The organism is Sphingomonas sp. GW821-FHT09B04 (genome assembly GCF_059418285.1).
The window spans coordinates 965,698-984,106 of the sequence record NZ_JBWKPO010000001.1 but is presented as its reverse complement, the minus strand read 5'-3'; the positions used below and the strand labels follow the sequence as shown (position 1 = coordinate 984,106).

The window sequence follows — 18,409 nt, the reverse complement described above, 5'->3', positions numbered from 1 at the left end:
CGCGGCTTATGCCCGCGCGACAGCGATATAGGCAAGAAGGCAGACGAGACCATGGGCGATCACCGCGTCACCGCGATCCTGCCGTGCAACGATCTCGACGCAAGCGTAGCGTTCTACACGCTGCTCGGCTTCACGCTGGAGAGCGACTGGGGCGATTATCGCATCCTCACCGACGGCAAGGGCTGGCATTTGCACCTGCGCGCCGAGGACATGTCGAAGTTGCAGGCGCCGTATAATCCGTTCGGCCTGTATCTCTATGTCGACGATGTCGATGCGGTGGCGGGCCGCGTGCGCGACGCGATCATCGAGCCGGGCGCACCGCACCTCAAGCCATGGGGAACATATGAGTTCGCGGTGAGCGATCCCGACGGGGTCCTGGTACGGGTCGGGCGTATCGCCGACTAGCTTCCGCATCCGCCATCGCATCGCTAGAGGCGGTCGGATGGCCCTTGCCCGCCTTGTCCTCACCGATTTCCGCAACCATGCGGCTGCAGCCCTGACGCCCGGCGCAGGGTTCGTGGTACTGACCGGCGACAATGGCGCGGGCAAGACCAATGTGCTGGAAGCAGTGTCACTGCTCGCGCCCGGCCGTGGCCTGCGCCGCGCACCGCTGCCTGAGATCGCACGGCAGGGCGGCAGCGGCGGGTTCGGCGTGGCGACGACCCTGGCCGAAGCGGTCGAGATCGGCACCGGAACGCAAGCCACTGCCCCGGAACGACGATTGGTACGCGTCAACGGCGCGGCCGCCGCGGCGACCAGCCTTGCCGAGTGGCTGACCGTGCTGTGGCTGACCCCGGCGATGGACCGGCTGTTCGTCGAACCGGCGAGCGAGCGGCGGCGCTTTCTCGACCGGCTGACATTGGCGCTGGCGCCGGGGCACGCCCATCATACCGCGCGCTACGAAGCGGCGATGCGCGAGCGCAACCGGCTGCTCGCCGCTGACGAACCGGCGGACCCCGATTGGCTGACGGCGCTGGAGGCGCGGATGGCCGAACATGGCGCAGCGATCGACGGTGCGCGGCGCACGACGGTCGACGCGCTGGCGGTGCGGCTGATCGATCAGCCCGAGGGACCGTTCGCACGCGCAGGGCTGGTACTGGAGGGAGAACCGGCCGACGATCTGGTTCAGGCGTTACGCTCGGGCCGCGCACGTGATGCCGCCGCAGGGCGCACACTGGCGGGACCGCACCGGCAGGACCTGTCGGTTACGCATCTGGGCAAGGGCCAGCCGGCACAGCTCTGTTCGACCGGCGAGCAGAAGGCGCTGCTGCTCGGCATCGTTCTTGCTCATGGCGAACTGGTCGCCGACCGCACCGGCCGCACGCCAATCCTGCTGCTCGATGAGGTCGCCGCGCATCTCGACCCGAGCCGCCGGGTTGCGCTGTTCGAGCGACTGGCGGGGCGCGGACAGGTCTGGATGACCGGGACCGAGGCGGAATTGTTCGAAGGGATCGGTGACGCTAAGCGCTACACGGTATGCGACGGAGCGATCGCCCCGGCCTGACCGTTGCTTTACGATTACGGATGTAATCGCTATCATCGGCGGATGATGAAGCCCGCTTCCCTATGGCTGGCGATAGCGCTACTCGCCGCACCAGCCGCCAGCGGACCGGCGCAAGTTCAGGTATCGCTCGACATGGGCGAGGCACACGCGGCCGTCGCGCTGATTGAGACACTGGCCGCCGGTCGAACGCCGGACGAAGCGAAATGGCAGGCGCTGTTCGCGAGCCGGGGATATCGGCGCCTCAAGGAACGCGAAGCGGCAATGAAGCGCGACTTCACCGATGCTGACTTCCGCACATTCCTGTCCGCGCCCGAAACGGTCGCGCGCGCCGCGCCGCTTCGCGAGGCGCTCGATCGCTGGCGGACCGACCCGAGCGGCGACGCAGCGGCGCGGGCGCTGGCCTATCTTCCGCCCGGAACCATGCTGCGCGCGACCATCTTTCCGATGGTGAAGCCGAAACCCAATGAGTTCGTCTTCGACCTGGGTGGCGATCCGGCGATTTTCCTGATGGTCACCCCCTCGGGGCGCCCCGAAAAGGCGGCCAACACGCTCGCGCATGAGCTGCATCATATCGGCATGGGCGCCGCCTGCGGTGCGAAGACGCGGGGCGCCGAGCCTGGGCGCGCATCGCTGATCGGCTGGCTCAGCGCCTATGGCGAGGGGCTGGCGATGCTCGCCGCCGCGGGTGGTCCGACGATCCACCCCCACGCCGTCAGCGATACGGCCGAGCGCGCCGAATGGGATCGCAATACCGCCAATTTCGCGGCGGAGCTGGCCGAACAAGACGCATGGTTCCGATCGATCCTCGCCGGAACCGCCGGCGACGACACCACGATCGCCGCGAAGATGCGCGGCTATTTCGGTACGCAGGGACCCTGGTATACTGTCGGCTGGCGTATGGCGCAGACTATCGAAGTCAATCTCGGCCGCGCGCGGGCGATCGACGCCTTTTGCCGCCCGGCGGCCCTGCTCGCGACCTATAATGAGGCGGCGGCGGTACAGGAGAAACGTGGGAGAGCCCGCCTGCCGCGCTGGGACGCCGCGCTTGCCGCGAGCCTTGCCGGACTGACGCCGCGCTAGCGGTTGCGTCCGCGCCGCATCGCGCCGCGATGCGCCAGCTTGCCACGACGCTCCAGCAACGCCATCCGGCCGGTATAGCCGATCGCGAAGATCATGAAGGCGATCGTGACGGCGAAGACCAGCAGCGCATCCATCATCATGCGCTCCAATATGCGTGGAGCGCGGCGACCAAGGTGATCCCGCTGACCATGCCAAGGATCAGCTCGAGCGGCTTGCAGGCACCGAGCCGGTCGGTGACAGCTTCCCATCGGGTGCGAGGATATCGATGACGTTCCATGCCCGATCAAATGGCGCAAAGGCCCGTAAATTTGCCACCGCGAACCCGCCCGGCCGCCATTAAGGTTTCATAAGCGCGGGAGCCGCACGCGGTGACCCATTTTGCTTCCGTTTCGTGACTCGCGACCCTATATGCTCGGCATGGAATCGAACGATCAGAACACCCCCGAAAACACACCCAACACCAACAGCTACGGTGCCGACAGCATCAAGGTCCTGAAGGGCCTCGACGCCGTGCGCAAACGGCCCGGCATGTATATCGGCGACACCGATGACGGCTCGGGCCTGCACCACATGGTGTTCGAGGTGTCGGACAATGCGATCGACGAGGCGCTGGCCGGGCATTGCGACAAGATCATCATCCAGCTGAATCCGGACGGCTCGGTCTCGGTCGAGGACAATGGCCGCGGCATCCCGACCGGAATCCATGCCGAAGAAGGCGTGTCGGCGGCCGAGGTCATCATGACCCAGCTCCACGCGGGCGGTAAGTTCGAGAACACCAGCGACGACAATGCTTACAAGGTGTCGGGCGGCCTGCACGGCGTGGGCGTGTCGGTGGTCAATGCGCTGTCGGAGTGGCTCGACCTCAACATCTGGCGCGACGGCGAGGAGCATTACATGCGCTTCGCGTTCGGCGACGCGGTGGCACCGCTCAAGGTCATCGGCAAGGCGGTCGATGACGACGGGAACCCCAAGAAGGGCACGCGCGTGACCTTCCTGGCCTCGCCCGCGACCTTCAAGATCACCGAATATGATTTCGAGAAGCTCGAGCATCGCTATCGCGAGCTGGCGTTCCTCAATTCGGGCGTTCGCCTGTTCCTGCGCGACGCGCGGCATGAGGAAGTCAAGGAAGTCGAGCTCTATTACGAGGGCGGTATCGCCGCCTTCGTGAAGTATCTCGACCGCAACAAGACCCCACTGTTCCCCGATCCGATCGCAATCAGTGGCACGCGCGACGATGTGACGATCGACGTCGCGCTGGAGTGGAACGATTCTTATTACGAGAACGTCCTCTGCTTCACCAACAACATCCCGCAGCGCGACGGCGGCACGCACCTTGCGGCGTTCCGCGCAGCGCTGACGCGTACGATCAACAATTACGCCGACAAGTCGGGCCTCCTCAAAAAGGAGAAGGTGACGCTCACCGGCGACGACATGCGCGAGGGGCTGACCGCGATCGTCTCGGTCAAGCTGCCTGACCCTAAATTCTCGTCACAGACCAAGGACAAGCTGGTCAGCTCGGAAGTCCGTCAGCCGCTCGAAGCGCTGATGGCCGACAAGATGTCCGACTGGCTCGAGGAAAATCCGGCGCTGGCTCGCGCGATCATCCAGAAGGTGATCGACGCCGCCGCCGCGCGCGAGGCCGCCAAGAAGGCGCGCGAGCTGACCCGGCGCAAGGGCGTGATGGACATCGCGTCGCTGCCCGGCAAGCTCGCCGACTGCCAGGAGCGCGATCCGGCCAAGTCCGAACTGTTCCTGGTCGAGGGTGACTCGGCAGGCGGGTCGGCCAAACAGGGCCGCGACCGCCATTTCCAGGCGATCCTTCCGCTGCGCGGCAAGATTCTCAACGTAGAACGCGCGCGTTTCGACCGGATGCTGGGATCGAGAGAAATCGGCACGCTGATTCAGGCGATGGGCACCGGCATCGGCCGCGATGACTTCAACCTTGAGAAGCTGCGCTACCACAAGATCGTCATCATGACGGACGCCGACGTGGACGGCGCGCACATCCGCACGCTGCTGCTCACCTTCTTCTACCGCCAGATGCCCGAGATCATCGAGGCGGGGCATCTCTACATCGCCCAGCCGCCGCTCTACAAGGCGAGCAAGGGGCGGTCGGAAGTGTATCTCAAGGACGATGCCGCGCTCGACGATTACCTCGTCGAGGGAGGCGTCAGCGGCAACCGCCTGGAGACCAATGAGGGGCCGCGCTTCGGCGAGGATCTCGCCAAGCTGGTCGAACATGCCCGCCGTATGAAGACGCTGATGCGCTACGTCCCGCGCCGGTACGATCCCTCGATCATCGAGGCGCTGGCGCTGGGCCGTACGCTCGACCCCGAAGCCTCACGCGAGCAGCGCGGTGAGCGGCTGGCGGCGGTGACCAAGCGGCTCGACCTGACCGATGAGGATGCGCGCTGGTCGGCACGCGTCACCGAAGACGGCGGCTTCCATTTCGAGCGGCTGTGGCGCGGCGTGACCGATCACCACATCATCGAGGCGGCGTTCCTGACTTCGGCGGAAGGGCGCAAGCTCCATACGCTCGCCGCCGAACAGGCCGATAGCTATGTGACGGTGTCGAAGCTGGTGTCGGTCAAGGCCGCACAGACGGAGGAAACCGCGCCCGCGACCGAGGACGAAGAACCCGTGGTCGCGGCCAAGGGCGAGACCCTTGTCGCCCGGCCGAGTGAACTGCTCGACGCGATCCTCGCTTCGGGCCGCAAGGGCCTGTCGATTCAGCGCTACAAGGGACTGGGCGAGATGAACGCCGACCAGCTGTGGGAAACCACGCTCGACCCGCAGAACCGGTCGATGCTGGTGGTCGAGGTCGATCAGGCAGATGTTGCGGACGAGATTTTCACGCGTCTGATGGGCGATGTGGTCGAGCCGCGGCGCGAGTTCATTCAGGAGAACGCGCTGAGCGTCGCCAACCTCGACGTGTGATCACGTCGAGGCGCGGCGCGCCTTGAGCCATTGGCGCAGGCGCCCGGTATTGGCTTCGGTGACCATCGAGAAGCCATAGGCGAAGAACACCGCCGCCATGAAGGCGAGGCCGACGAAGAGGAGCGACGTCAGGCTGGGCGGCACCCGCGCGGCGCCGACCTCGATCCCGGCGATCATCGCGATCACCGGGAAATGGGTGACGTAGAGCGAGAAGCTCGCGCGCCGGCCGAAATTGGCCAGCGGTTCAAGCAGGTCCGGAAAACGCGGGCGCACGGCCAGCAGCGCGGCGAGGAATGCGGCGAACGCGACGGCGACCGGGAACTCCCAGCCGAGCACCGGCGCAAGGCGCGCCCAGGCGAGAACTGCCAGACCGACGGCAGCGGTAACGGCCAGTGTCGAGCGGCGATTCAGCAGAGCCTGCGCGATCCCCTTCCGCTCGATCACCCGCACCAGCACGCCGAGCAGCCAGCACAGGAAGCCGAGCAGCATCGCCGGATACCAGAAGAAGACCGCCATGGTGAGCAGCACCGGCGCCGGCCGGCGCGTCTTCCAGAGCAGAATCAGCGCCGGATACCAGAGGTAGAACCACCATTCCCAGGCGAGGCTCCACAGCGGCCCATTGGTGCCCAGCGGATGCACCAGCGTATCCTGAAGGAAGAACAGGTTTCCGATCCACACCGGCCAGGCGAGGTTCGCCGCGACATCGGTGCGCAGGACATAGGTGTTGGTGAGGCCGAGGTGAGTCGGCGTCTGCAGCCAGAACGTTCCGATGATATCCAGCGTGCCGCCGATCAGCAGTGCGGGGATCAGCACGATCCAGATGCGCGACAGCCGGCCGGAAAGGTAGCTGCGCCAGGTCCAGCCCTGCTCGAGTCGCTGCTCGACGGATCGCGCGATCCAGTAGCCGGACAGGACAAAGAAGAGGATGACGGCGGCGTGCGAGAAGCCGGCAACGAAATAGCCGATCCGGGCCCAGATCGGAGCCTGCCCCTCATAATCGGCGATGACGAGATGCCAAGCATGCGCGAAGACGACGGTCGCCGCCAGCAGGGACCGGGCCGCATCCATATAGGAATAGACCGCGCTGCCCTGCTGCGCGCCACCCTCGCCGCCGGTCGCGGCACCCGTCTTCGTCTCAACCCCCATGGTTGGACATACGCTGTAATCACCGCTGCCCCTCGCACAAGCGATTTGGCGAAATGGACGCAGATGGTCGCGGATTCCGGGCAATGCGGCGCTGAAAGGATTGCCGCCCGGCACACTTGGCTGTTTCACCCGTGCCCGCAAAAGGGGACATGGGAATGCGGGGTCTTTTCATCGGCGCGATCGCGCTTGCCTTGGCGGTTCCGGCCGCGGCGCAAGAGGACGATGCCGGCAGCGATCTGGGTAGCGGCATGGCGAGCTATTTCAGCCGCGAGATGGCGGGCAACCGCACCGCCAATGGCGAGCGCTGCGATCCCGACACGCTGACCGCCGCACACCGCACCGCCCCGTTCGGCAGCCGCATTCGCGTCACCAGCCTTGCCACCGGCAAGAGCGTCGTCGTGCGGATCAACGACCGCGGGCCGTTCAGCGGTGGACGTGTGATCGACCTGTCCCACGCCGCCGCGCGCGAGATCGGGATGCACCGCAGCGGGACCGCCAGGGTCAGCCTCACCCAACTCGACGACTGAGCCGTACCGCATTGGCCGTGTCGTAGCGTCATTTCGGCCCTCGACGTGTCCGGCAAATCCCGCCACCATCCGCCCAAAGACAAATCAGGGAGACGAGGATGACGGCGCAGCCAGCGGTTGCGGGCCGGAACGAGCGCAAGGTGATCATCGCCTCATCGCTCGGCACCGTGTTCGAATGGTATGATTTCTACCTCTACGGGCTGCTCGCCACCGTCATCTCCGCCAAATTCTTCTCGGGCGTGAACGAGACTACCGCGTTCATCCTCGCGCTCGGCGCCTTCGCCGCGGGCTTTGCCGTAAGGCCGTTTGGGGCGCTGGTGTTCGGGCGGCTGGGTGATGTCGTCGGACGCAAATACACCTTCCTCGTCACCATGGGCTTGATGGGCCTCTCCACCTTCGCGGTCGGCGTGCTGCCGAGCTATGCCAGCATCGGCATTGCCGCACCGGTAATCCTGGTGCTGTTGCGGCTCGTCCAGGGGCTCGCGCTCGGCGGCGAATATGGCGGCGCGGCGACCTATGTCGCCGAGCATGCGCCCGAGGGGAAACGCGGCCTGTTCACCAGCTGGATCCAGACCACCGCGACGCTTGGCCTGTTCGCCGCGCTGCTGGTGGTGATCGGCATCCGCACGGCGATCGGCGAAGCTGCGTTCGCCGACTGGGGCTGGCGCCTGCCCTTCCTCGTCTCGATCCTGCTGCTCGCCGTGTCGCTGTGGATCCGGCTCCAGCTCGCCGAGAGCCCGGTGTTCCAGAAGATGAAGGAGGAAGGCACCACGTCCAAGGCGCCGTTTACCGAGGCGTTCGGCCAATGGCGCAGCCTGCGCGTGGTGCTGATCGTGCTGATGGGCGCGGTCGCGGGCCAGGCGGTGGTCTGGTATACCGGGCAATTCTACGCGCTGTTCTTCCTCGAGAAGACGCTCAAGGTCGATGGCGCGACCGCCAACATCCTGATCGCAATCGCGCTGGCGCTGGCGACGCCGTTCTTCGTCATTTTCGGTGCACTCTCCGACAAGATCGGGCGCAAGAAGATCATCCTCACCGGCTGCGCGTTGGCCGCGATCACCTATTTCCCGACCTTCTACGCACTGACCCACGCCGCCAACCCGGCGCTGGCGGCGGCGCAGGCGAAGGCGCCGGTGACGATCGCGTCGAGCAACGATATCTGTTCGGTCCAGTTCGATCCGATCGGCGGCAACAAGTTCGACCAGTCGGGCTGCGACATCGCCAAGGCCTATCTCGCCAAGTCGGGCATCCCGTACAAGAACGTACCCGCGACACTCCCGCCCGGTGCGCCGACGCTCAAATTCACGACGGTGAAGATCGGCGACACCGAGTTCCCCGCCCCCGACCCCGCGGGAATCGCCCCGGCCGAACGCGCCACCGCGATCGCCGCTTATCAAGCGGAGCTGAAGGCGGCGCTGGCCGATGCCGGCTACCCCGCCAAGGCCGATCCGGCGGCGATGAACAAGCCGCTGATCGTCGCGCTGCTCTTCTGGCTCGTACTGCTGGTGACGGCAGTCTATGGTCCGATCGCGGCGCTGCTGGTCGAGATCTTTCCAAGCCGTATTCGCTACACTGCGATGTCGCTGCCCTATCATATCGGCAATGGCTGGTTCGGCGGGTTCCTGCCGACAATCGCCTTCGCGATGGTCGCAGCGACCGGCGATATCTATTACGGCCTGTGGTACCCGATCACCGTCGCGGTGCTGACGCTGATCATCGGGCTGCTATTCCTGCCCGAGACTTTCCGCCGCCGGATCGACGATCATGCGACATAATCGTTCACCCTTGTCGTTGCTAAAGTAACGATCTGGTTGACGCTGGCCATGCCGCAGTGCAGCACGCGCGCATGGCCAGCGCTCCACCGATCACGAACAATCCTGACATCCGCTATCTGGGCCGCGTCCTTGGCGACGTGATCCGCGCCTATGGCGGGGAGAAACTGTTCCGGCGGATCGAATATATCCGGTCGGCATCGGTCGACCGGCACCGCGGAATCGCGGGCGCGGACAGCATCGATCCCGGCCTCGACAGCCTGAGCCTCGACGACACGCTCGATTTCGTGCGCAGCTTCATGCTGTTCTCGATGCTCGCGAACCTCGCCGAGGACCGGCAGGGCGTGGCCGCCGAAACCGGTGCGGATGTCGAGCACGCCATCGCCAGGCTCAAGGAGCATGGCGTCGATACCGCCAGGATCGCCGAGCTGCTCGATCACGCGCTGGTCGCGCCGGTGCTGACCGCGCACCCGACCGAGGTGCGGCGCAAGTCGATGATCGACCATCGCAACCGCATCGCCGAGCTGATGGCGCTCAAGGACCGCGGTATCGCCGAAACGGCCGATGGCGATCTGGTCGACGAGGCGGTGGTGCGGCAGATCGCGCTGCTGTGGCAGACCCGCGTCCTGCGCCCTGAGCGCCTCTATGTCGCCGACGAGGTCGAGACGGCTTTGTCCTATATGCGCGATGTGTTCCTGCCGGTCCTGCCCGCGCTCCACGCGCGCTGGGACCGCGCGCTGGGCAGCCGCGTGCCCGCCTTCCTGCGCCCCGGCAACTGGATCGGCGGCGACCGCGACGGCAACCCCTTCGTCACCGCCGATTCGCTGCGCCTGACCTTGTCGCGCTCGGCCGAGACGGTGCTGAGCCACTATCTCGACGCGGTCCATGCGCTGGGCGCCGAGCTGTCGATCTCGAGCCATCATGCCGATATCGATGCGGAGGTCGCTGCGCTCGCCGATGCCAGCGGCGACGCCGCCGCAAGCCGTGCCGACGAGCCCTATCGCCGCGCATTGTCGGGCATCTATGCCCGCCTCGCCGCCACCTATCGCGACCTCACCGGCAAGGCGCCGCCGCGTCCCGGCGCGCTAACCGGCGAACGCTATCCCGATCCCGCCGCCTTCCGCGCCGACCTTTCCACCGTCGCGCACGGCCTCGCCGCGCAGGGCGCCGAGACGCTGGCGTCGAGCGGCGCGCTCGGGCGACTGATCCGATCGGTCGATATCTTCGGCTTTCACCTCGCCACGCTCGACATGCGCCAGAACAGCGCGGTGCACGAGCGGGTGATCGCAGAACTGCTCAAGGTTGCCGGGGTCGAAGCCGACTATGTCACGCTGGACGAGGCGGCGCGGGTCGAACTGCTGCGCCGCGAGCTGGCGTCGCCGCGCCCGCTGACCAGCCGCTTCGCCAGCTATTCGGACGAGACCGCGTCGGAGCTGGCGATCGTTCAGGCCGCCGCCGAGGCGCACCAGCGCTACGGTCGCGCCGCGATCCGCCAGTATATCGTGTCGATGGCGCAATCGGTCTCCGACCTGCTCGAAGTCCATGTGCTGCTCAAGGAAGCCGGGCTCTACATCCCGGGCGAGGAACCGCAGGCACACATCATGGCGGTACCGCTGTTCGAGACGATCGCCGATCTCGATGCCGGGCCGGACATCATGCGCGCCTGGTTCGCGCTGCCCGAGGTCGCGGCGATCGCCGGCGAACGCGGGCATCAGGAAGTGATGATCGGCTATTCGGATTCGAACAAGGACGGCGGCTACCTCACCTCGACCTGGGGCCTGTCCAAGGGCTCGACCGCATTGAAGCCGGTGTTCGAGGAAGCCGGGATCGGCATGCAGCTGTTCCATGGCCGCGGCGGCGCGGTCGGGCGCGGCGGCGGATCGTCGTTCCAGGCGATTCAGGCGCAGCCCGCGGGCACGGTGCAGGGGCGCATCCGCATCACCGAACAGGGCGAAGTGATCGCCGCCAAATACGGCACGCGCGAGAGCGCGCAGACCAATCTCGAGGCGATGGCATCGGCGACGTTGCTCGCCAGCCTCGAGCCGCAGCAGCTCAGCACCGCGGACGCCGCGCGGTTCGAGGCGGCGATGGAGGAATTGTCGGGCACGGCGTTCAAGACCTATCGCGATCTGGTCTATGGCACCGAGGGTTTCACGACCTTCTTCCGCCAGATGACTCCGATCGCCGAGATCGCCGGCCTCAAGATCGGCAGCCGCCCGGCGAGCCGCAAGAAGAGCGACGCGATCGAGGATCTGCGCGCGATCCCCTGGGTGTTCAGCTGGGCGCAGGCGCGCGTGATGCTGCCGGGCTGGTACGGCGTCGGCGCGGCGCTGTCGCAGTTCAAGGATCGCGGGCTGCTGCGCGAGATGGCGGCGGGCTGGCCGCTGTTCGCATCGGCGCTGGCAAATATGGAAATGGTGCTGGCCAAGTCCGACATGGGCATCGCCGCACGCTATGCCGAGCTGGTCGAGGATCGGAGCTCAGGCGATGCGATCTTCGGGCGCATCCGCGACGGCTGGCAGGCGACGCACGACCAGCTGCTCGAAGTGACGCGCCAGACGCGGCTGCTCGAGAAGCACCCGGCGCTCGAAACCTCGATCAAGCTGCGCCTGCCCTATATCGAGCCGCTCAACCTGCTTCAGGTCGAACTGCTCAAGCGCCACCGCGCGGGCGAGACCGATCCCAAGATCGAACAGGGCATCCTGCTGTCGATCAACGCGATCGCGACCGCGCTGCGCAATTCGGGGTGAGCCGCACAGCGCGGTCATCGGCTTTCAGCGGATAGGAAACGTAATCGACGGGATGTCGATTAGGCGCATGGCTCTTGGTGCAGGACTCCATCGCGAATTAGCGCGCGGCAACTCAAGGTCCCCGTCGACGGTTCACACACACCTGATAGACCGGATGTATTATGAGGCGGCGGGGGGCTTCCCTTGGCAGGGTAAATGCATTCCCCTTCACACTCTCTATCGTCCGCGCATGATTTGCCAGCGTCGCGATACGGTCGCCGGCAGCCCTCGATGAGAAAGCTTACCATCGTGGGTACGCCCCCGGCTGAATAACACGCTGCCAATTCCGCGGGCGCGAGCCGCCTTATGGTCTGATCATATGTGCCGGGTGCCGCAGCGGGCACGCTGGCAAACGCCACGAGAGCAAAAATAGTGAGAACGGCCCGCATAGGTCGAGCCTATCTTGACCGCGAGGTTTCGCAATAGAGTCAAAAGCGGCCCCGCACGTCTCCCCCACTCACCCCTCCAGAAACGGCGCGGCGATCTCGTCGCGCACGCGCACCAGCCGGCCGGTGGCGCGGTCGAGCATCGCCCAGGTCGAGACCGCCTCGACCTTCACCTTGCCGTCGGCACCGGTGAAGCGCATGTGGCGGTCGAAGCGGGCGCCGCGCGGCGGTTCGGGCACCCAGGTCTCGCCGGTGACAGTCTCGCCCTCCGACACGTTGCCGCGATAGTCGATCTCGTGCCGGGTCACGACCCAGATATAGGCGTCACGATGCTCGGGCGGAGCGACCGCGTTCCAGTGCGCGACCGCGACATCCTGGATCCAGCGGACCCAGACCGCATTGTTGACATGGCCGAGCTCGTCGATGTCGTCCGGCCCGGCAGTGATGGTCTGTGTGAAACGCGCCATAGGCGTTGACGTTTACGGCACCCGTGGCGCGCGGGAAAGATCAGTCGAACCGCATCGACTCATTGCCGACAAAACCCAACCGGGTGACGCCCGAGCGTTTGACCTGAGTCAGCACCGTGGCGAAGCGCTCGTAACGCGCGGCATCGTCGGCCTTGAACTGCAGCACACCGCTTGTCGCAACGGTCGAGGCGAGCAATGCGGGAAGCTCGGCATCGGTGATCGCCCGCCCGTCCCAGGCAAGGGCGCCGTTCGCGGCGATATCCAGCCGGTGCGGCAGCTCCGGCGTCGGTTGCGAACGCCCCTGCGGCAGATCGACCGGCAATTTGTGCATGGCGGACGGGATGGTAACGATCAGCATGATCAGCAGCACCAGCAACACATCGATCAGCGGGGTGGTGTTGAGCGCGGAGATCGGCTCGTCCGCGGATCGGGTGGGAGCAATGGAACGTCGCATATATCACCTCCTTGATAAGAGATGATATATCATGCCATGATCTTTATTGGATGCAAGCCCCTTCAGCAGCTTTCATATTTCCAGTTCCGCTTCTTGCCCTCGCGGATCCAGCCCATCGCCTCGGCCAGCCTTTTGTCGCGGGTCGCCTCGCGCTTGGCCTCACCGATCCATTCGCAATATTCGCGGCGGCAACTGGGCGCGAAGGCATCGAAATTGGCAGCGGCGGTTGGGTCGCGTGCCAGAGCTTCCGCCAAGACTTCGGGGACTTCAGCTTCAGGCTTGGCCGGCTTGCTCGCCCGTTTCGGAATCGCGCCCGAATCGGTCAGTGCCATCGCCTCGCGCACCTGTGCCTCCATCGCCGCATCGTCAGGCAGGTCGGCGAGTGATGCGATGCGGCCGAACTGACCCATCGCCTCCCCTTCCTTTCCCGTGGCGAGCTGATCGCGATACCAGAAACCGAAGCTGGCATGCGCCTTGAACCCAGCCATGCCGGCCAGTGGGCGACCCTGATAGGTGAATGCGGGCATTCCCCATTTGATGTCTTCCGCGACATCGGGGCAAGCGGCGTGGATCCGGGCGCGCAGCCAGCTCAGGATCGGACGGGCGAAATCGGCCTGCCGGTCGATATAGCTGTCGACTCGCGGATCGGTCGCCATGTCACGCTCCCTTCGCGGACGATGCTCTGCGCGAAACACGCGACAGTCAACGCACGCATGGGCGATCGCTACGCGTCGGGATCATCCTCGTCGGCGGCATCGAACTCCGCCACATCCCCCTCGGCGTCATCGGCGATCATCTCGAGCGGATCGTCTTCATCCGCGTCGATCTCCTCGCCCAGATCGGGGTCGAGGTCGGTCTGGATCAGCCCGTCGGTCGGGCCATTGCGCGTCGCTTCGAGAATCTCCGCGCGCTGGCTCTCGTCATAGCCGTCCTCGTCATAGCCGTCGTCGCCGGGTCCGCGCCCGGGAACCTGATGACCGCCCATCGCAGCCCTCCTTCCTTCTCCTGAAGACAGGAACGGCGGGAGGGAGCGTGCGGTTCCGTAACGCCGCCGCGACGCGCTTCAGGTGCGGCGGAACAGCTTGCCGCGCTCGGTGACGAAGACGATGGCGAGCGCTGTGAAACCGAGCACGGTGAAGCCGAGATAGAGCGGTATGGTCGTGCCATCGAACGCCTGACCGATCAGCGCCCCGAGCACTGCCGCGCCCATCGTCGCGATGAAGCCCTGAAGGCTCGACGCGGTGCCCGCGATCTCGCCCATATTCTCCATCGCCATTGCCGAGAAATTGGAGTTGGCGAGCCCCATCGCGGCCATCATCGGCGCCTGCAGCGCGACGAACACCCACAAATTCTCGCCACCCAGCAGGATCACGATCAGGTGGATCACCGCGAGCGCCGTCGTCGCCACCAGCGCGAAATGCGACAGGAAGCGCATCCCGAACCGCATGACCAGCCGCGAGTTGAGGAACGACCCGAGCGCCATCAGCCCGGCCACCGATGCGAACACCAATGTCAGCAATTCGGGCCGTTTGAACACATCATAGACGATCTGCTGGATCGACCCGATGAACGAGAAGAAACAGCCCGAGATCGCGGTGGTGGCAAGGGTGTAGCCGACGGCCCAGCGATCGCGGAACATGGTGCGGTAACCCCGCCAGATCGCGCGCAGATCGAGCGGTTGCACGGCATCGCGCGCCAGCGTCTCGGGCATGCGCAGGGTGAACCAGATCAGCACCAGCGCAGCGATGATCGCGATGCCGCCGAAGATCAGCCGCCAGTCGCCGAAGATGATCACCATCAGCTGGCCCCAGGCAGGCGCGAGCACGGGGACGACCATGAAGGTCATGAAGGCAAGGCTCATCACCCGCGCCATCGCCCGCCCCTGGAAACAGTCGCGTACCAACGCGATCGTCACGACACGCCCGGCGGCCACCGCTGCGCCGCTCGCGGCGCGGGCGAGCAGCAACAACTCGAAACTGCCGGAGAATGCCGCGACCGCGTTGGTCACGACATAGAAGGCAAGCGCGATCGCGATCACCGGCTTGCGTCCGAAGCGGTCGGAAAGCGGCCCGTGGAAGAGCTGGGCCACCGCAAAGCCGAGCATGAAGGCCGTGATGACGTACTGGCGATGGTTGGGCTCTGTCACACCCAGCTCGTCGCTGATCGCGGGCAGCGCAGGCAGCATCGAATCGATGCCAAGCGCGGTCAGCGCCATGATCGATGCGATCAGCGCGACGAACTCGCCCATCGGGATGGGCGACCGGTTCGCCGCTTCGCCGGGTTGATGCGGAGTCTGCGCGTCCATGCCGCGCCCAATGCCGCATCGCTTCGGACACGTCACCCCGCGGCTTGATCTTTTTTGCGCGAGGGCATAGTGTGTTGTTTAACTAATACGGCGGAGTTTTACGCATGACCCGGAACTGGCTTGTTCTGCCCCTGATGCTGGCGCTCGCGGCGTGCGGCGACGGTACGGGCGATGGCAATGGCGCGAGCATCTCGGTCAATAGCGGCGAGGGTAACGCATCGATCAAGGCCGACAAGGACGGTCGCGTCGCGGTCAAGGTCCCCGGCTTCGAAGGATCGATCAAGCTGCCCAAATTCGACCTGAAGGCAGAGAATTTCGATGTCGACGGACTGAAGCTCTACCCCGGATCGACGATCGCCAACCTCAATGTCGACGCCAATCGCGACGCGGGCGGCGAGGATACGGTGCGGGTCCAGTTCGAGGCACCCGCTGCCGCGAGCCAGGTCCGCAGCTGGTTCGAAGAGCAGATGCAGACCGCCGGCTTCACCGTCGCGGCGAAGGACGGGCAGTTCAGCGGCAAGACCAGCGAAGGTAGCGATTTCACGCTCAAGGTCGACCCGGCAGGAGATAGCAAGAGCCACGGCACGCTCACCGTTCTTGGCAAATAGGGTTTCGGAAAGTCCGTCGCTGCGTAGGCGATTGGTCTGCGGGAGGGGTGCACGGCACTGCGCCTCTCCCGCCTCTGTTCGTGGACGCCACGAAGGTCTATTTCCGGGAGAATCGTTTCCGGAGTTACCTTGAATGCCCGATACAATTCTCGCCGAAGTCCCGCTGGTCAGCCTGGCCGATCAGGCTGGCGACCCTGACGGTTTCGCCGCCGCGCTGGGCGGTTCGTTCGAGCGGTTCGGCTTTGCGATGGTGTCCGATCATGGCGTGCCGCAAGCGCTGATCGACCGTGCCTGGGCGGCGACCAAGACGTTCTTCGAGCTGCCCGAGGACGAGAAGCGCGGCTATTTCGTCGCGGGCGGCGGCGGCGCGCGCGGCTACACCCCGTTCAAGACCGAGATCGCCAAAGGCGCGGAGTATGTCGACCTCAAGGAGTTCTGGCATATCGGCCGCGAGCTACCCGCCGGGCATCGCTTCGAAGAAAACATGTCGCCCAACATCTGGCCCGACCAGCCTGAGGGATTTCGCGACACCTTTCTCGAGCTGTTCGCGGCGTTCGACACCGCGGGCGACAAATTGCTCTCGGCGATCGCCCGCCACCTGAGCCTCAAGCCCGACTGGTTCGACCATGCGGTGAAGGACGGCAATTCGGTGCTGCGCCTGCTCCATTATCCGCCGGTGACCGAGGATGCGCCCAATGTGCGTGCCGGCGCCCATGAGGACATCAACCTCATCACGCTGCTGCTCGGCGCCGAGGAAGCCGGACTCGAGCTGCTCGACAGGGACGGTCAGTGGCTGCCGGTCAAGCCGCCCGAAGGCGCGATGGTGGTCAATGTCGGCGACATGCTCCAGCGGCTGACCAACCATGTCCTGCCCTCGACCACCCACCGCGTAGTCAACCCGCCGGTCGAGCGCCGCGGCACGCCGCGCTATTCGATGCCCTTCTTCCTTCACCCCGCGCCCGATTTCCTGATCAAGGCGCTGCCGCAATGCGTGAGCGCGGCGAACCCGGAGCGCGAGCCGCCAATCACCGCGCACGACTATCTTGGCGAGCGGCTGCGCGAGATCGGCCTCACAAAGAAATAATAGGGTTGCGGCGCTCCGGGCATTCTCTAGCGGGAGTGCCAGGAGATTGAGACATGACCGAACCGTTGCGCGTTGCTCTTGCCGGACTTGGAACCGTGGGTGCGGGCGTCATTCGCCTGATCGACGCCAATGCCGAGCTGATCGCGCGCCGTGCGGGCCGGCCGATCGAGATCGTCGCGGTCTCCGCGCGTGACCGCGCCAAGGATCGCGGCGTCGATATTTCGCGTTTCGACTGGGTCGACGACATGACCGAACTGGCGCGCCATCCGCGTGCCGATGTGGTGGTCGAGCTGATCGGCGGATCGGATGGCCCCGCCCTCGCCCTCGCCCGCGCAACGCTGGCGGCGGGCAAGGGCCTCGTCACCGCCAACAAGGCGATGATCGCGCATCACGGGCTTGAGCTGGCGCAGGTCGCCGAGAAGAGCGACACGCCGATGAAGTTCGAGGCGGCGGTCGCGGGCGGCGTGCCGGTGGTCAAGGGGCTGCGCGAGGGCGCTGCGGCGAACCAGATCGACCGCGTCTATGGCATCCTCAACGGCACCTGCAATTTCATCCTGTCCAAAATGGAAGCCGAAGGCCGCGACTTCGGCGAAGTGCTGGCCGAGGCACAGGCAGCGGGCTTCGCCGAAGCCGATCCCAGCTTCGACATCGACGGTGTCGACGCCGCGCACAAGCTCTCGATCCTCGCCAGCATCGCCTTCGGAACCCAGCCCGCGTTTGGGGACGTCGCGATCGGCGGCATCCGCCATCTGCTCGCCGCCGACATCGCCGAGGCGGCGGCTTTGGGCTATCGCATCCGCCTGCTCGGCATCGCCGACCTCAACGGCAACGGGCTGTTCCAGCGCGTCCATGCCCACCTTGTCCCGCTGGCACATCCGCTGGCGCACGTGCTTGGCCCGACCAATGCGGTCGTGGCGGAAGGCAATTTCGTCGGCCGGCTGCTGTTCCAGGGCGCGGGCGCGGGCGATGGCCCGACCGCCTCGGCGGTGGTCGCCGACCTGATCGATATCGCGCGCACCGAATTCGGCCCGCCCTATGCGATGCCCGCCGCCAGCCTGACCGCCGAGCCCGTCGCCCCCACCGGCGAGCGCCGGGGCCGCGCCTATCTGCGCTTCACCGTCGCCGACAAGGTCGGCGTTCTGGCCGAGATCGCCGCGGCGATGCGCGATGCCGGCGTCTCGATCGAATCGCTGATCCAGCGTGGCGCGATGGCCGACGGCAGCGTGCTCGTCGCCATCGTGACGCACGAGGTTCCCGAGCGCTCGATCGCACAGGCGCTGGAGAAATTGCGCGGTTCACCCAGCCTCGCCGGCGAGCCGATGTGGATGCACATCCTGGGCGAATGAGAGG

18 protein-coding genes are annotated in these 18,409 nt (G+C 65.9%); 10 read left to right on the top strand and 8 right to left on the bottom strand.

What is annotated here, in order from left to right:
• Positions 1–51: 51 nt before the first annotated feature.
• Genes AC07NK_RS04830 through AC07NK_RS04820 form a run of 3 tightly spaced genes read left to right on the top strand, consistent with a single transcriptional unit; the run spans position 52 to position 2,584 of the window.
• On the top strand, positions 52–405 hold the full coding sequence (locus tag AC07NK_RS04830; protein WP_495169420.1) for a VOC family protein: 354 nt from the start codon (positions 52–54) through the stop codon (positions 403–405).
• A gap of 37 nt (positions 406–442) precedes the next feature.
• Complete coding sequence (gene recF, locus AC07NK_RS04825) at positions 443–1,504, top strand: DNA replication/repair protein RecF (RefSeq protein WP_495169419.1); 1,062 nt, start codon at positions 443–445, stop codon at positions 1,502–1,504.
• A 45-nt stretch (positions 1,505–1,549) separates the two neighbouring features.
• Positions 1,550–2,584, top strand: coding sequence for a DUF5700 domain-containing putative Zn-dependent protease (locus AC07NK_RS04820; RefSeq protein ID WP_495169418.1), 1,035 nt, complete (start codon positions 1,550–1,552; stop codon positions 2,582–2,584).
• Here AC07NK_RS04820 and AC07NK_RS04815 read toward each other — a convergent pair.
• Both AC07NK_RS04815 and AC07NK_RS04810 read right to left on the bottom strand, forming a co-directional pair.
• Positions 2,581–2,721 carry a hypothetical protein gene (locus tag AC07NK_RS04815; protein ID WP_495169417.1) on the bottom strand — a complete coding sequence of 47 codons (141 nt, stop codon included), beginning with the start codon at positions 2,719–2,721 and terminating at the stop codon, positions 2,581–2,583. The two genes, AC07NK_RS04820 and AC07NK_RS04815, sit on opposite strands and share 4 nt — an antisense overlap.
• Positions 2,721–2,861: a hypothetical protein gene (locus tag AC07NK_RS04810; RefSeq protein WP_495169416.1), complete on the bottom strand. Its 141-nt coding sequence runs from the start codon at positions 2,859–2,861 to the stop codon at positions 2,721–2,723. The genes AC07NK_RS04815 and AC07NK_RS04810 overlap by 1 nt, the downstream gene beginning before the upstream one ends.
• 140 nt (positions 2,862–3,001) lie before the next feature.
• Between AC07NK_RS04810 and gyrB the strand changes: the two genes are divergently transcribed.
• A complete protein-coding gene (gene gyrB / locus AC07NK_RS04805; protein ID WP_495169415.1) occupies positions 3,002–5,521 on the top strand; it encodes a DNA topoisomerase (ATP-hydrolyzing) subunit B in 2,520 nt (839 codons plus the stop codon).
• Here gyrB and AC07NK_RS04800 read toward each other — a convergent pair whose 3' ends face one another.
• Positions 5,522–6,667 carry an acyltransferase family protein gene (locus AC07NK_RS04800; RefSeq protein WP_495169414.1) on the bottom strand — a complete coding sequence of 382 codons (1,146 nt, stop codon included), beginning with the start codon at positions 6,665–6,667 and terminating at the stop codon, positions 5,522–5,524.
• Between the two features lie 155 nt (positions 6,668–6,822).
• Between AC07NK_RS04800 and AC07NK_RS04795 the strand changes: the two genes are divergently transcribed.
• The 3 genes from AC07NK_RS04795 to ppc all read left to right on the top strand — a co-directional run bounded on the left by AC07NK_RS04795 (position 6,823) and on the right by ppc (position 11,716).
• Positions 6,823–7,194, top strand: a complete 372-nt coding sequence (locus tag AC07NK_RS04795; RefSeq protein WP_495169413.1) for a septal ring lytic transglycosylase RlpA family protein — start codon at positions 6,823–6,825, stop codon at positions 7,192–7,194.
• Positions 7,195–7,292: 98 nt separating this feature from the next.
• On the top strand, positions 7,293–8,969 hold the full coding sequence (locus AC07NK_RS04790) for an MFS transporter (RefSeq protein WP_495169412.1): 1,677 nt from the start codon (positions 7,293–7,295) through the stop codon (positions 8,967–8,969).
• Between the two features lie 71 nt (positions 8,970–9,040).
• Positions 9,041–11,716 (top strand): phosphoenolpyruvate carboxylase, encoded by a 2,676-nt coding sequence (gene ppc / locus AC07NK_RS04785; protein WP_495169411.1) that lies wholly within the window; start codon positions 9,041–9,043, stop codon positions 11,714–11,716.
• A gap of 496 nt (positions 11,717–12,212) precedes the next feature.
• On the opposite strand, the gene AC07NK_RS04780 is transcribed toward ppc, so the two are convergent.
• The 5 genes from AC07NK_RS04780 to AC07NK_RS04760 all read right to left on the bottom strand — a co-directional run bounded on the left by AC07NK_RS04780 (position 12,213) and on the right by AC07NK_RS04760 (position 15,367).
• The gene (locus AC07NK_RS04780) at positions 12,213–12,608 is read right to left on the bottom strand and encodes an acyl-CoA thioesterase (protein WP_495169410.1); all 396 of its coding nucleotides are present in this window, start codon (positions 12,606–12,608) and stop codon (positions 12,213–12,215) included.
• A gap of 40 nt (positions 12,609–12,648) precedes the next feature.
• A complete protein-coding gene (locus tag AC07NK_RS04775) occupies positions 12,649–13,062 on the bottom strand; it encodes an ExbD/TolR family protein (RefSeq protein WP_495169409.1) in 414 nt (137 codons plus the stop codon).
• Between the two features lie 62 nt (positions 13,063–13,124).
• Positions 13,125–13,718, bottom strand: a complete 594-nt coding sequence (locus tag AC07NK_RS04770; protein ID WP_495169408.1) for a YdeI/OmpD-associated family protein — start codon at positions 13,716–13,718, stop codon at positions 13,125–13,127.
• 68 nt (positions 13,719–13,786) lie between these two features.
• The gene (locus tag AC07NK_RS04765) at positions 13,787–14,047 is read right to left on the bottom strand and encodes a DNA primase (protein ID WP_495169407.1); all 261 of its coding nucleotides are present in this window, start codon (positions 14,045–14,047) and stop codon (positions 13,787–13,789) included.
• 78 nt (positions 14,048–14,125) lie between these two features.
• Positions 14,126–15,367, bottom strand: a complete 1,242-nt coding sequence (locus AC07NK_RS04760) for a multidrug effflux MFS transporter (RefSeq protein WP_495169406.1) — start codon at positions 15,365–15,367, stop codon at positions 14,126–14,128.
• A gap of 104 nt (positions 15,368–15,471) precedes the next feature.
• Here AC07NK_RS04760 and AC07NK_RS04755 point away from each other — a divergent pair, with 104 nt between their 5' ends.
• From AC07NK_RS04755 to AC07NK_RS04745, 3 genes are all read left to right on the top strand, one after another.
• Positions 15,472–15,975 (top strand): hypothetical protein, encoded by a 504-nt coding sequence (locus tag AC07NK_RS04755; protein ID WP_495169405.1) that lies wholly within the window; start codon positions 15,472–15,474, stop codon positions 15,973–15,975.
• Between the two features lie 133 nt (positions 15,976–16,108).
• Complete coding sequence (locus AC07NK_RS04750; protein WP_495169404.1) at positions 16,109–17,059, top strand: isopenicillin N synthase family dioxygenase; 951 nt, start codon at positions 16,109–16,111, stop codon at positions 17,057–17,059.
• A 53-nt stretch (positions 17,060–17,112) separates the two neighbouring features.
• Positions 17,113–18,405 carry a homoserine dehydrogenase gene (locus tag AC07NK_RS04745; RefSeq protein WP_495169403.1) on the top strand — a complete coding sequence of 431 codons (1,293 nt, stop codon included), beginning with the start codon at positions 17,113–17,115 and terminating at the stop codon, positions 18,403–18,405.
• The last annotated feature ends 4 nt before the right edge of the window (positions 18,406–18,409 follow it).

Excerpts from the sequence above, each read along its gene's own strand:
- AC07NK_RS04765 (WP_495169407.1), bottom strand. The coding sequence starts at position 14,047 with ATGGGCGGTCATCAGGTTCCCGGGCGCGGACCCGGCGACGACGGCTAT.
- AC07NK_RS04770 (WP_495169408.1), bottom strand. The coding sequence starts at position 13,718 with ATGGCGACCGATCCGCGAGTCGACAGCTATATCGACCGGCAGGCCGAT.
- gyrB (WP_495169415.1), top strand. The coding sequence starts at position 3,002 with ATGGAATCGAACGATCAGAACACCCCCGAAAACACACCCAACACCAAC.
- AC07NK_RS04780 (WP_495169410.1), bottom strand. The coding sequence starts at position 12,608 with ATGGCGCGTTTCACACAGACCATCACTGCCGGGCCGGACGACATCGAC.
- AC07NK_RS04810 (WP_495169416.1), bottom strand. The coding sequence starts at position 2,861 with ATGGAACGTCATCGATATCCTCGCACCCGATGGGAAGCTGTCACCGAC.
- AC07NK_RS04775 (WP_495169409.1), bottom strand. The coding sequence starts at position 13,062 with ATGCGACGTTCCATTGCTCCCACCCGATCCGCGGACGAGCCGATCTCC.
- recF (WP_495169419.1), top strand. The coding sequence starts at position 443 with ATGGCCCTTGCCCGCCTTGTCCTCACCGATTTCCGCAACCATGCGGCT.
- AC07NK_RS04750 (WP_495169404.1), top strand. The coding sequence starts at position 16,109 with ATGCCCGATACAATTCTCGCCGAAGTCCCGCTGGTCAGCCTGGCCGAT.
- AC07NK_RS04815 (WP_495169417.1), bottom strand. The coding sequence starts at position 2,721 with ATGATGGATGCGCTGCTGGTCTTCGCCGTCACGATCGCCTTCATGATC.
- AC07NK_RS04795 (WP_495169413.1), top strand. The coding sequence starts at position 6,823 with ATGCGGGGTCTTTTCATCGGCGCGATCGCGCTTGCCTTGGCGGTTCCG.
- AC07NK_RS04800 (WP_495169414.1), bottom strand. The coding sequence starts at position 6,667 with ATGGGGGTTGAGACGAAGACGGGTGCCGCGACCGGCGGCGAGGGTGGC.
- AC07NK_RS04745 (WP_495169403.1), top strand. The coding sequence starts at position 17,113 with ATGACCGAACCGTTGCGCGTTGCTCTTGCCGGACTTGGAACCGTGGGT.
- AC07NK_RS04820 (WP_495169418.1), top strand. The coding sequence starts at position 1,550 with ATGAAGCCCGCTTCCCTATGGCTGGCGATAGCGCTACTCGCCGCACCA.
- AC07NK_RS04760 (WP_495169406.1), bottom strand. The coding sequence starts at position 15,367 with ATGGACGCGCAGACTCCGCATCAACCCGGCGAAGCGGCGAACCGGTCG.
- ppc (WP_495169411.1), top strand. The coding sequence starts at position 9,041 with ATGGCCAGCGCTCCACCGATCACGAACAATCCTGACATCCGCTATCTG.
- AC07NK_RS04790 (WP_495169412.1), top strand. The coding sequence starts at position 7,293 with ATGACGGCGCAGCCAGCGGTTGCGGGCCGGAACGAGCGCAAGGTGATC.
- AC07NK_RS04755 (WP_495169405.1), top strand. The coding sequence starts at position 15,472 with ATGACCCGGAACTGGCTTGTTCTGCCCCTGATGCTGGCGCTCGCGGCG.
- AC07NK_RS04830 (WP_495169420.1), top strand. The coding sequence starts at position 52 with ATGGGCGATCACCGCGTCACCGCGATCCTGCCGTGCAACGATCTCGAC.